The sequence below is a fragment of the Alphaproteobacteria bacterium genome, assembly GCA_023898725.1.
GTDB lineage: Bacteria > Pseudomonadota > Alphaproteobacteria > JAUHZC01 > JAUHZC01.
This window is the reverse complement of record CP060236.1, coordinates 930,460-942,553: the sequence shown is the minus strand read 5'-3', so window position 1 is coordinate 942,553 and position 12,094 is coordinate 930,460. Positions and strand designations below refer to the sequence as shown.

The window sequence follows — 12,094 nt, the reverse complement described above, 5'->3', positions numbered from 1 at the left end:
CATTCTGTAATTATTAGAATTATTAAAATAAATCATAAAAATATGTTTTTTATTTGCATAATTGACATTTATATCATATATAAACATCATTGTTTATTTTATTGAGTTAGGTATTCTTGTAAATCATGAAAAATGTATTCGATCACGACAATGCTCTTGCCGTTTACTATGTGGCACTTTACAAAAACATTACAAAAGCTGCAGAAAAATTAAACCTTAGCCAACCTGCTGTCAGCCGCCGTATTATCTGCGCCGAAGAACGCACGGGTATTCGTATCTTTGAACGCAAATTTCATGAAATGCTCCCCACCCCAGAAGGAGAAAAATACATCAAGGTCTGCGAAGAGATTGTTCACTTAGGAGATGCCATTATTAAAGATGTGCATCAGTCTGCACGAAAAAATGAAGGTATCATTCGCATTTACTCTACACCCTCAATCGCTAACACGTGGCTTCCCAGAATACTTGAGGGATTCTGCGATTTATATCCCAATATTAGACTTAAGATTTTCTCCGAAACAAAGAACTTAAGTATTACCCAAAGTGATATACTTATTTACACTTTTATGCCAAACGCAAAAAATCTCAAGCAAATTAAAATATTTGATCAAGCACAAGGAGTTTTTGCGTCACAAGCATACCTTGAAAAATATGGAGAACCTAAAAAAATTGAAGAGCTGATAGATCATAAACTCCTCGCCCTTGACGAAGAGGTCTACGACAATCATATAAACATAAATTGGCTTTTTAAAGCAGGACTTGGGGAAAACAGTCATCGCCTTGCCCCCAGTATGACCTTTGATTCAAACGATGGCATGGTAAGTGCGATGTTATCAGGACATGGTATCGCAAGCTGTGGAATTCACCATATGAAAATGCTTAGTTGTAGGGGTATAAAACGTCTTTTTCCATATATAACTTCAGAAAAATTTGGCATATACTTTACATACAATGCAAGTGTTCAAGATACAACAAAGTATCAAACCCTCCTTCGTTTTATTCAAGATAAAATAGCGGATCAACGTTCCTTTTATGACTATTAATAACAAAGATTGACAAAAAAAAATAATTAAGTTAAATTTTCTCGATAGTCATCTGTATTAGCAAGCCATGAAACCCTTATTTTATGTATTTTTCTCTTTCCCATTTATAGATGAGCATGCCTTAAACGTTTTCGCCACCCTATCCCGTTTTTGAGCAAGGTATTTTGTCTTAATAAATAAATATCAAATCTACCCCCCTGCTTTCGGTGAATAAACCATTTGACGTATCGATGACTCGGTTTTAGTGAGAAAGCCTTAGCGAACTTTTAGCCTACGCTTAACTCGAGCGTCTCAAGTGTATGAATCTCATCGCGCAAGCGGGCGGCTTCTTCAAAATTTAATGACTCGGCCGCTGCAATCATTTCCGCCCGATATTTTTTGATGGTGGCCGTGATTTCTGTGCGTGACAAAGGGATTTTTGTTTGTTTTTCAGATTCTTTAGCAGTAAAGCCTGCTGTAAGATCCATTACTTTCTTAATGATTGTTTGCGGCGTAATGTTATGAACGGTGTTGTAAGCCATTTGTTTTTCACGGCGACGGTGCGTTTCTTCCAAGGCAGCAATCATCGAATCTGTCATCTTGTCTGCATAGAGAATAACCGTGCTTTCAGCATTGCGCGCCGCGCGACCAATCGTTTGAATTAATGAGGTACGCGAACGTAAAAATCCCTCTTTATCGGCATCCAAAATAGCCAATAGTCCGCATTCCGGAATATCAAGCCCTTCCCGTAACAGGTTAATGCCAACAAGAACGTCAAACACGCCGTTGCGCAAATCACGAATGATTTCAATGCGCTCCAGCGTATCAATATCACTGTGTAGGTAACGCACCCGAAGCCCTGCTTCATTGAGATAGTTGGTTAGTGCCTCAGCCATTTTTTTTGTCAGTGTAGTCACCAGTGCTCGAAACCCTTTTTTCCGAACAACGTGACATTCCGCAATCAAATCATCTATTTGATTCAATGTCGGACGAACATCACACACAGGATCTAACAAGCCCGTGGGACGAATGATCTGTTCCGTAAAAACACCTGATGTTTGGTGCAACTCCCAAGGGCCTGGTGTAGCGGACACGTATACTGTCTGAGGGCGCAGTGTATTCCACTCCTCAAATTTTAAGGGACGATTGTCCTTGCAAGAAGGTAGGCGAAACCCATGATCAGAAAGTGTATTTTTTCGTACTTGATCTCCCCGATACATTCCATTTAACTGGGGAATGGTAGCATGACTTTCATCCACAAAAAGGAGAGCATCTTGGGGCAAATACTCAAAAAGCGTGGGAGGCGGTTCACCAGGCTGACGTCCGGTCATATAGCGTGAATAATTCTCTATTCCTGCACACATTCCCGTAGTTTCAAGCATTTCCAGATCAAATGTTACGCGTTGCTGAATACGCTGCGCTTCAAGAAGCTTCCCCATTTGTGTGAATTCATTGACACGCAGACGCAAATCTTCCCGAATTTGCTTAATAGCTCCTTGCACCGTCGGTTGTGAAGTAACGTGATGGCTGTTGGCAAAAATCTTAATGGTCTCAAGTGGCCTCACGCGCTGTCCCGTAAGAGGGTCAATCTCATGAATGGACTCAATTTCATCACCAAAAAAAGAAAGTCTCCACGCACGATCTTCATAATGCGCAGGAAAAACTTCCATGCTGTCCCCCCGCACCCGAAAAGTTCCACGATGAAAAGACAGATCGTTGCGATCATACTGCAGTGAAACCAGTTTTTGCGTTAAGGCCCGAATTTCTATATGCTCTCCTACCGCTAACGGAACTGTCATATTTCCGTACATATCGGGTGAACCAATTCCGTAAATGCACGACACACTGCCTACAATAATGACATCCCGTCTTTCCAAAAGCGATCGTGTTGCACTGTGGCGCATGCGGTCTATTTGTTCGTTGATGGAAGATTCTTTTTCAATGAACGTATCTGTGCGTGGAACATAAGCCTCTGGTTGGTAATAGTCATAGTACGACACAAAGTATTCAACGGCGTTATGCGGGAAAAACTCTTTCATCTCACCATACAGTTGGGCAGCTAAGGTTTTGTTGTGAGCTAAAATCAGTGCTGGGCGATCATACCGTTGGATGGTATGCGCCATAGTAAACGTTTTTCCTGATCCTGTGACCCCAAGTAACACTTGATCACGCATATTTTCCTGCAGTCCCTGGACCAGAGAATCAATCGCTAACGGTTGATCTCCTGCCGGCATATAATCTGAAACAAGGGTAAACCCACTCATGGAAATTGGTTGTGTAACATATCTTCAGCACGTTAATACGACAACGATACCAGTGCAAGAGATACCTACACTGCCATGCTAAAAGGAGGGCTTATCGGTGTTTATGCCTATCCTTTCGAAGGGATAGTCTTGGCTATCAGCATGGCTGTGGTCGCCTGAATATCATAGTGTTTCTCTGCATATGTGCGTGCATTTTTCCCCTGTTCTCCCACAAACTCAGGATTTTTAACATAAGTCACTATTGCAGAAACCAAATCATCCACACTCCCTGTTCGCACCATAGAGCCTGTAAAACCCGGAAGAACTGTCCCTTTGCAACCTGGGGCATCACTTGTAATCACAAGACGACCGCTGGCCATAGCCTCCTGCACGCTTAAAGAATATCCTTCGCGGTAAGAAGGTAGTACAAGAGCACTGGCTTGCGCGTATACGGCAGGCATATCTGTCACATAACCCAAAAAAGAAATAGTTGATGATTTTCTCAATGCGACGAACGTTTCGTGCGTAAGACTCCCGGGATTAGCACTATCTGGCTCTCCTGCTATTTGGAATTGAACATGAGGGTACTGGTTTTTAACACGCGTTGCTGCGGCCACAAACTCATGGATACCTTTTTCTTTTAGGAGCCTTCCAACAAAGAGAAATGTTAGTGGCTTCGTTATGGGAGGAGAAAAGGAAAACTTTTTACAATCTACACCAATAGGGCCTAGTACATCATAAGATTTGACAGAAATCTTATAGCGAGCAAGCAGATCCTGTGGGTCGTCTTTATTTAGAAAGAAACATACGTGCGCACGTGGCAAAGAAAGACGATAGAGAGCAACTTGTATGGCTCGAATGAATCTCACTACAAATGGTTTTTTTTCATGCGGAAGATCCGTAAAGGCATATCCCAAACCCTCCAGCAATGTCGCGATTCGGGGAACTCCGGCAAAGCAAGCAGCTAATGTGCCATAAATAACAGGCTTCGTGAAAAAGCTCAAAACAACGTGGGGACGCCAACGACGCATGAATACATACAAAAACCAGAGTGTGTAACAGTCACGAAAAGGGTTCATTCCTGTACGTGCCAGTGGATAAAAAATGGGATCAGCACCTAACGCACGCACCTGGTTAGCCGTGTCTGTAGTATAATCACAGCACAATACAAGAACCCGCCATCCTTGAGCAACCAACGCTTGAATATACGCGCCCCTGAAAGTGAGCATGCTCGCTGCCGTCGTTCCTACAAGCGCAAGCGTTTTGTGTTGGGTCCCGTCAGTCAATACTGTATTCCCAGGAAAGCGTCGATTGCAAAATTTTATACAAATCATTATATTGGGGCTGCCATGCAAATTTCTGTTGGAACTTTCTCACATCGGCCACAACTGCCCCAAGATCCCCTGCTCGTCGCGGAGCTTCGCGCACGACAAGAGGCCACTCGGTAAGACTATCTAACGCTGTGATCACTTCTCGTACCGATGTACCCTTTCCATAACCACAATTATACACATCATAAGCCCCCTTCCCTTGATAAGATTCGCGGTCTTTGAGTACACACACGTGCATGTCGGCAAGATCACTGACATGGATAAAATCCCGAATCGCTGTACCATCAGGGGTATCATAGTCCACCCCAAAAATGGTCAACTCAGGGCGCTTACCGGCTGCCACCTCACACGCCACCTTGATCAAATGTGTGGCATTTATCATTAACTGCCCCGTGCGACCGTTTGGGTCAGCCCCGGCCACATTAAAATAGCGTAGTACCGTAACATTGAGTCCATGCGCCTGCGAAGCTTCACAAAGACTGGTCTCGGTTTGAAGCTTTGATTCGGCATAAGGTGTTTCTGGATGAGGATGGTGCGTTTCATCCACAGTCATCGTTGAGGCGTGACCGTATACAGCAGCAGTCGATGAAAAGATGAAATTAGGAATACGGTGATGGCGGCACGCATCAATCAAGATACGGCTCGCGTGGGTGTTATTCTGATAATATTTTTCAGGATTGTGGATGGACTCCTCAACAATTACAGATCCCGCAAAGTGCATTACCGTAGAAATAGCATGCGCTGTAAACACTTTATCCAAACAGGCAATATCTGCCACATCTCCTTGTACAAAAGTCACATCCGTCGGTAGGACTTTTTGATGCCCCGTCGAAAGGTTATCCAGAACAATGACCTCATATCCTGCATCCCTTAAAGCATAAACCGCATGAGAACCGATATAACCCGCCCCTCCCGTGACTAGAACTGCCATTTTTTTCCTTTAGAATATCTTTTTTCTACCATACGTATTTTTCACATGAAGAACAATCGTGTTGTCTAAAGAAGGAATGTTTGTGCCAAAAGGGACTAAACTCATCTTTGTGATTAGGGCTACGTTCCCACCTCCACAGGGTAACAACTTGTACCCTGACGAAAGTGGTGTGCCCGAGAGGATTCGAACCTCCGGCCTTAGGATTAGGAATCCTACGCTCTATCCTGCTGAGCTACGGGCACACATGGTATTAACCTACGGATCCTCCTCACAAAAATCAATATGTTAATTACAGCCTTCAGATTTAATGACAGAACCGTAAATTTTGCGTATAAATATTTGCATAACTTTCTTTGTACCCTTTTTCTTTGTGTTTACCATACCAAACATTCTGACGCTTCTGCGCATTTTATCTGTGCCCATAATCCTGTTGTTTATGGCCTACCAACGCTATGATTGGGCAATGGCCCTATTTATTTCTGCTTCTCTTACAGATTGGTTTGATGGCGCTATTGCCCGAACATTCAATCAGCAAACAAAACTCGGGGCATATCTTGATCCCGTTGCGGACAAAATTATGATGGTTGCGCTTTACGGTCATTTTACTTTTATGGGAATTATTCCTTGTGCACTTACCATTCTTGTCATTGGGCGTGATCTGGCCATTGTAATAACCGTATTAATGATAAAAATGCATCCGAGACTAGGAACTATAAGGATTTCTCCACACTGGGTAAGCAAAGCAAATACCGCACTGCAGCTTTTTTATCTTCTAATAGTGTTTCTCCACCTTGTGCATGAAAACAGGATACCATCCAGTACACTTCCTGCAGTAGGGACCATGGTTGCAATAACAACGGTTTTTTCCGCAGCCATATACCTTCATCAAGTGACGCGACTGCGAAAGCAATCATGATACACAAAGGCCAATACACACTCTCTTTTCGTGAGAATGATAGCTATGCCCTCAGCGATTACTGCATCACAGAGCGCAATCAATTTATATGGCATACCCTTCAAAACACTCAGGAATGGTCCAGTCACTGTGTTTATCTAAGGGCAAGCCGCGGTGGGGGAAAAACACACCTTGCGAATATATTTACTGATACACACCATGGAACCTTATATAGTGGGGCTGACCTGACTTCCTTGCCCTCTATCGACACCAGTGCCTATGTATGCATTGATAATGTTGAAAGAGTAAGAGATCCAGAGGTTCTTTTTCATATGTATAACAAAATCAAGGAAATGAATGCACGGTTGCTGGTTACATCCACTACCTCTGTTGCTGACTTTCCGCATCTATTACCGGATTTGCTATCACGACTGCGATCAAGCCACATTATTACTATGCCAGAACCCGATGAAATTCTCATGCGTGGGATCCTCCTGAAACGCTTTGCTGATATGCAATGGCACGTTAAGGCCGAGGTACTTGATTATGTAATCGTGCGTATCAACCGCACGTATGAGGCCATTGATCAGATAATCTCAGCCCTTACCTTTTGTGTAGAAGAACAGCACCGTAATATTACCTTACCTGTTATACGTAGTGTACTAGAGGACATAAAAAGAGCATGAACAATAAAAAACGACTTACACACACTCATGAGCAAGAAGGTCTATTACTGTCACACTAGTCCATAAGGGGAATAAGCCGTTGATCACATTGAATAGTATCTAGAAGCTTGGACATATGCTCAGGAAGACCTACGCGAAACTCCCTATGCGTACCATCTGGTAATTGAAACCTAAGAAACTGGGCACACAGCTGAAGATTTACGCCACGATTTAACAAACTATATGCCGGCATAATATATTTACGGTCTCCCACTAAGGGGTGCCTGAGATAAGAAAAATGTTTTCTAATCTGATGTTTACGGCCCGTTTGTGTGACAATCCGCAATACTGATACGTCATAGTTATGAAACGTTCCTGCATAAAGACGCGTGTACGCTGTGCAAGACTCACGAGACTTTCCAGATGCATCAACAAGAGGTTGGTTTATCTGTCCTCTCATAGGTGTTTTTCCCCACACCACAGCAACATAGGATTTTTGAACTTCGGAGGCACGAAATTGGTGCGCGAGAAACTCGGCAAATTTGCGATCTTTGGCCACAACTATAATCCCGGAAGTTTCTTTATCTAAACGATGAACAAGCCGACAACCCTGGGTCATAGAACGATCTATCGCAAAAAACTCATCAAGATACGCCAGTAATCTATCAAGACTTTTCCCTACAGCTGTTCCTCCCTGGGTAGACATTCCATAAGGTTTATTAAGAACCACGCACCCCGGCAAATCCGCAAGAATCATGCTTTGGATATATTTGCGGTCTTTATCACAGGAAAACGAGATTGATGGAGAATTGGAAGGAGCGACAAAAACAAGCGTAGAAAAAGAGAGGCTATCCCCAGATTGCAAACGGTAGTTCCCCTTTTTTTTGAGGCCATTCACACGGATTTTTCCCGCACGAATAAGACGGTGTAGGGCACTCAAGGGAGTGTCAGAAAGAATCAGTCGAACAAGCCTATCCAGGCGCATATCTGCTTCATTGGGGGAAATCACACGTGTTATTTCATTTTTATAGGACATTTTTTACAAATTCACACAATCCGTTGTTGACCTATACCCTACAACACCGTATTTTGAGAACGGAAATCTGAGGGCAATTAGCTCAGCTGGTAGAGCATCTGACTTTTAATCAGAGGGTCACAGGTTCGAATCCTGTATTGCCCACCACCTTATGTTTTTCAAACCCCAAAACAGTAAAGTTGCAAAAAACCAGTAAGATCAAGGGTTTTATAGATGCTTACCTTGCGCCTAGACGTTCGCATCTAACGGAAAATCGGAGCATAAAAAGAGAAAATTTGGGGGATTTTAAGTGATTGTGCGATTCTTTAGGCACGCATGTGTTATACTGTTATAACTTAGAGAAATCGCTTTAATGCCACTGCCTTTCCAGAGCCAGTTTTGAAATATTTTTCCAAAGCCATTGCTTTTTCTTTGGTTTCAACAGCAACATAACTTTTTAGATTAGCAAGCAGAAGTCCCGCCAGTTGCAGGCACTTTAGCATCATTATGGGCCTTAAAGTCGCTGTTTTCGATTACTGCTAAAGCCAACATAACTATTGTCATTTGATAATTCTAGAAAATAAATATAATACATTTTTATCATATAGCCCGTCTTCGCTTACAGCTTCGCCGGGCGGGCTTCCTCAACCTCATCATAAAATCTAAGTTAATCAATCCTATCAAACTGGTTATTCTTCGCACTACGTGCCTCGCCCCAATTTGGACTGCCGGGCGTAATTCGTAGAACGAAACCTGGCGAAGGGGATGAGTCGGCAAAATTTTCTGCCCTCCGTGGAGTTGGTAGGGATGAGATAGAATCGTCATTTTTCCCACAAACCAATACTTTTTATAAATTTAGCCCCTTAAGTTTTCTGAGCTACTGCAATTATATACGGGGAAGTGAACCTGTTTCTAGGTATTCTTATGCCATATTTCTCTAAGATCCAGCAAAACTTAGAAGGTGCAGAAAGCATATGGCGGAAATGTTTATTATATTTATTCGAAGAAAAAGAACCTGAGTTGACAACACTTAAGTTGATTGACATAAAATATTCACATTTTTGCAACATTAAGGAAGCTTTTTGGTGTGCTTTTGAAAGCTTCTTTTTTGTTAAAGGCATATGCACATCATACACTTCCCTATCAACATATTTCTGGATTAGGCCAATAATGCTTGGTATATTTGGGATTAAAGTGATAACAGTTCCTCCAGTCTTTAAAAGCTTTGCACAAGATTGTAAACAATTCGCTGTATCCTCAAAGTGCTCTACAACGCCAAAGGATACTACATAATCATATTTATTTTGAATTTCTTTTGGCGGTTCAAATAAATCTGCACAATATATATTCCCTGGGATATTATGATGTTTTAAAAGATCTCTACTTTTTTGACAACCAACCTCCGAATAATCTAAACCATCAGCTCTTGCATCAAAAAATTGATTAAAATAAATCGGCCAGATAGAGTTAGCACTTCCAATTTCAAGGATGCTAAAGTTTTTCTTCTCTCCAAATAAAGACTTAAAATATTCATGCAATTGGATATTTACATAATTGTCTAAACTTTTATTTTGTTCAGAAAATAAAATAGGTCTGTCCGCATCAGTCCAGTTATTATCCCAATATTGTGCGCCAGCTTTATCAACTTGATTCATCTAGAAATTACCTCTTGTATGATTGAATTCAATTTTTCACCTACGTACTCAGGAGAATGGAATTTTTCAATGTATTTTTTTGATTCATCTCCTATTTCTTGTCTTTTCTCTACAGATAAGGAGGTGAACTCTAAAATTTTGTCTTTTAAGTTGTCAATATTAACATTTATGATTGGGCATTGATTCCATTGAGGATAAAGTTTGATAAAATCTTCCCTTAAGTAACACATCACCGGCTTGCCTAAAGCCATTGCTTCAATAGCCAAACGTCCGTAGGCTCCCAATAAAATTTGATCAAAAACCAAATCAGCGTTTAAGATTTCTTTCAAAACCTCATCATGATTTTTATTTTTTATTATATTAAGATTAATATTTTCACCTGAGTTATTAAGAATACTAACAGCTTTTTCTAAATGCTTAGTTCCTTTAAAATGTGAATGGTTTGTTGCATGCACAATGGTTATACCTTGACTAACAATCTTACTATGACCTACCCCATTTTTTTTATAGTTCTGAAGAGGGAAGCACCTCATATGCAAGTGCTTACCTCGACCTTCTGGTAAATAATCAGGCCAATCAATAGATACAATCTCTTGATGAGAGTATTTTAAACAGTACTTTGTATTTTTAAAAATCTTATTATCTAACATTTTAGAATACAACGGATCGTTTTGTCTTGCTGAAAATAACTCTTGTGATGCTTTATCTTTTTTTAAAGACCAAACTTTTGAGTATTGTATATCACCTCCATAAGGATTTAGAATTATTTTTTTGTTCAAAATTCTTAGTAGTTGAAACTCTAACCACGACAACAAAACAGTCCTATCAAGAAGCCTATTTTGAAATGGCATAATAAAAACATCAAACTTACATGCTGCATAAAAAAAGAAGGCGTATATTAATAATATTTGCCCAAAAAAATTTTTGTATAATTTGGGGAACTGTATAGATAAGTCAAGGTCGTAATCTATGACACCTTTTTCATTAGCAGGCACAATCCATGGTATTACTTTAGCATCATATCCAAGAGCAATCATTGCATCACGGATATAAACAAGATTATTGTTGGCTATCAATCCAAAAAAAACTCTAACCTTTTCTGTTTTTTTGTGATAAAGTATTTTATGGAAACAAATAAATAAAAAAACAAATGGTAGCATAGCCAAATCAAAAACAATTTTAATAAAGAATTGGATTTTAATCTTCAGTTTTCATTCCCTTAAAGACATTTTAATTTTTTGTACAATTTGTATTTTGCAAATATTTGATATAGGTAAACTCAAAACTTTCCTTGAACACTCTTCACTAACAGTTAATTCTCCAGCCTTTGGAAATCCTTTATAAGCTTCTTGCAAATGTAAAGGTTTCTCATAATAGACCATTGTGGGAATACCTTTTTCTTTTAAATCATGCATTATCTTGGAACGGTCTATATCCTGCTTTAATTTAACTGTATACTGAGCCCAAGCTGAGGTTGCGCCCTCAATAATATGGGGAGTTTGAACAACGTCTTTTAAAGCTTCATTATAATGTTTAGCTATTTGTTGACGCTCTTTCAATTCGTCATCGAATATTTTCAGCTTTTCTAATAGAATAGCTGCTTGGATTGTATCTATGCGAGCGTTTAGACCAATACGGACATTATCGTATTTATGCTTACCTTTTCCGTGTACTCGAATGGATTTTAAAATTTCTGCAAGCTCATCGTCATCTGTAAAAACAGCCCCTCCATCGCCATAACAACCTAAAGGCTTTGCAGGGAAGAAGCTAGTCGCAGTAGCAAGAGCTAAAGTTCCCACTTTTTTACCCTGTAATGTCGCACCAAAACTTTGAGCCGCATCGGCTAAAACCCATAAATCATGCTCGTGTGCTACTTTTTCAAGTGCAGAGTAGTCTGCAGGCTGCCCAAACAAATCCACAGCAATAATTGCTTTTGGTTTTAAACCTTGTTTTTTAGCAGCCTCAACCCCTTGTTCAACACTTTTGGGATCAATATTATAGGTATTCGGTAACACATCCACAAAAATAGGGGTTGCCCCAAGTAAAGCAACGACTTCCGGTGTTGCAGTAAAAGTAAAACTTGGAATAAATACAGCATCACCTGGACCAACCCCCTTCGCCATCAACACCATAAGCAGAGCATCCGTACCGCTAGAGCAAGTAATAGCATGCCTAGCACCACAATAATGGGCAAGCTGTTCCTCTAACTCAAAAACTTCAGGACCCATAATATAGTTACCATGATCGAGAACCCGTTTAATAGCTGCATCAATCTGTGGTCGAATTCGATCTTGCTGCGCTTGTAAATCAATAAAGGGAATTTGTTTACTCATGTTT

At 40.6% G+C, this 12,094-nt stretch carries 11 protein-coding genes and 2 tRNA genes; 4 read left to right on the top strand and 9 right to left on the bottom strand.

Annotated elements, in window-relative coordinates; all coding sequences use genetic code 11:
* Window positions 1-125: 125 nt before the first annotated feature.
* Window positions 126-1,043, top strand: a complete 918-nt coding sequence (locus H6849_04370; protein USO01297.1) for a LysR family transcriptional regulator — start codon at window positions 126-128, stop codon at window positions 1,041-1,043.
* 266 nt (window positions 1,044-1,309) lie between these two features.
* On the opposite strand, the gene uvrB is transcribed toward H6849_04370, so the two are convergent.
* The 4 genes from uvrB to H6849_04350 form a co-directional block, all read right to left on the bottom strand.
* Window positions 1,310-3,286: an excinuclease ABC subunit UvrB gene (gene uvrB, locus H6849_04365; GenBank protein USO01296.1), complete on the bottom strand. Its 1,977-nt coding sequence runs from the start codon at window positions 3,284-3,286 to the stop codon at window positions 1,310-1,312.
* Between the two features lie 107 nt (window positions 3,287-3,393).
* On the bottom strand, window positions 3,394-4,551 hold the full coding sequence (locus H6849_04360) for a glycosyltransferase family 4 protein (protein ID USO01295.1): 1,158 nt from the start codon (window positions 4,549-4,551) through the stop codon (window positions 3,394-3,396).
* Window positions 4,544-5,527 carry a UDP-glucose 4-epimerase GalE gene (gene galE, locus H6849_04355; GenBank protein ID USO01294.1) on the bottom strand — a complete coding sequence of 328 codons (984 nt, stop codon included), beginning with the start codon at window positions 5,525-5,527 and terminating at the stop codon, window positions 4,544-4,546. The genes H6849_04360 and galE overlap by 8 nt, the downstream gene beginning before the upstream one ends.
* A 165-nt stretch (window positions 5,528-5,692) precedes the next feature.
* Window positions 5,693-5,769 (bottom strand) — tRNA-Arg (locus tag H6849_04350).
* Window positions 5,770-5,942: 173 nt separating this feature from the next.
* On the opposite strand from H6849_04350, the gene H6849_04345 reads away from it, so the two are divergent.
* Window positions 5,943-6,443 carry a CDP-alcohol phosphatidyltransferase family protein gene (locus H6849_04345; protein ID USO01293.1) on the top strand — a complete coding sequence of 167 codons (501 nt, stop codon included), beginning with the start codon at window positions 5,943-5,945 and terminating at the stop codon, window positions 6,441-6,443.
* Window positions 6,440-7,108 (top strand): hypothetical protein, encoded by a 669-nt coding sequence (locus H6849_04340; protein USO01292.1) that lies wholly within the window; start codon window positions 6,440-6,442, stop codon window positions 7,106-7,108. The genes H6849_04345 and H6849_04340 overlap by 4 nt, the downstream gene beginning before the upstream one ends.
* A 55-nt stretch (window positions 7,109-7,163) precedes the next feature.
* Here the strand turns inward: H6849_04340 and H6849_04335 are convergent, their stop codons facing one another.
* A complete protein-coding gene (locus H6849_04335) occupies window positions 7,164-8,123 on the bottom strand; it encodes an RluA family pseudouridine synthase (protein ID USO01291.1) in 960 nt (319 codons plus the stop codon).
* Between the two features lie 71 nt (window positions 8,124-8,194).
* Between H6849_04335 and H6849_04330 the strand changes: the two genes are divergently transcribed.
* A tRNA-Lys gene (locus tag H6849_04330) sits at window positions 8,195-8,270 on the top strand.
* 188 nt (window positions 8,271-8,458) lie between these two features.
* Here the strand turns inward: H6849_04330 and H6849_04325 are convergent.
* The 4 genes from H6849_04325 to H6849_04310 form a co-directional block, all read right to left on the bottom strand.
* Window positions 8,459-8,608 (bottom strand): hypothetical protein, encoded by a 150-nt coding sequence (locus H6849_04325; GenBank protein USO01290.1) that lies wholly within the window; start codon window positions 8,606-8,608, stop codon window positions 8,459-8,461.
* A 357-nt stretch (window positions 8,609-8,965) separates the two neighbouring features.
* Complete coding sequence (locus H6849_04320; protein USO01289.1) at window positions 8,966-9,757, bottom strand: methyltransferase domain-containing protein; 792 nt, start codon at window positions 9,755-9,757, stop codon at window positions 8,966-8,968.
* Window positions 9,754-10,917, bottom strand: coding sequence for a glycosyltransferase (locus H6849_04315; protein ID USO01288.1), 1,164 nt, complete (start codon window positions 10,915-10,917; stop codon window positions 9,754-9,756). Before H6849_04315 ends, H6849_04320 begins: the two co-directional genes overlap by 4 nt.
* 51 nt (window positions 10,918-10,968) lie before the next feature.
* A complete protein-coding gene (locus H6849_04310; GenBank protein USO01287.1) occupies window positions 10,969-12,090 on the bottom strand; it encodes a DegT/DnrJ/EryC1/StrS family aminotransferase in 1,122 nt (373 codons plus the stop codon).
* Between the last annotated feature and the right edge of the window lie 4 nt (window positions 12,091-12,094).

What these genes read in the sequence shown, in the direction of transcription:
- H6849_04370 (USO01297.1), top strand. Translation starts at nt 126, where the DNA reads ATGAAAAATGTATTCGATCACGACAATGCTCTTGCCGTTTACTATGTG.
- uvrB (USO01296.1), bottom strand. Translation starts at nt 3,286, where the DNA reads ATGAGTGGGTTTACCCTTGTTTCAGATTATATGCCGGCAGGAGATCAA.
- galE (USO01294.1), bottom strand. Translation starts at nt 5,527, where the DNA reads ATGGCAGTTCTAGTCACGGGAGGGGCGGGTTATATCGGTTCTCATGCG.
- H6849_04340 (USO01292.1), top strand. Translation starts at nt 6,440, where the DNA reads ATGATACACAAAGGCCAATACACACTCTCTTTTCGTGAGAATGATAGC.
- H6849_04335 (USO01291.1), bottom strand. Translation starts at nt 8,123, where the DNA reads ATGTCCTATAAAAATGAAATAACACGTGTGATTTCCCCCAATGAAGCA.
- H6849_04325 (USO01290.1), bottom strand. Translation starts at nt 8,608, where the DNA reads ATGATGCTAAAGTGCCTGCAACTGGCGGGACTTCTGCTTGCTAATCTA.
- H6849_04320 (USO01289.1), bottom strand. Translation starts at nt 9,757, where the DNA reads ATGAATCAAGTTGATAAAGCTGGCGCACAATATTGGGATAATAACTGG.
- H6849_04315 (USO01288.1), bottom strand. Translation starts at nt 10,917, where the DNA reads ATGCTACCATTTGTTTTTTTATTTATTTGTTTCCATAAAATACTTTAT.
- H6849_04310 (USO01287.1), bottom strand. Translation starts at nt 12,090, where the DNA reads ATGAGTAAACAAATTCCCTTTATTGATTTACAAGCGCAGCAAGATCGA.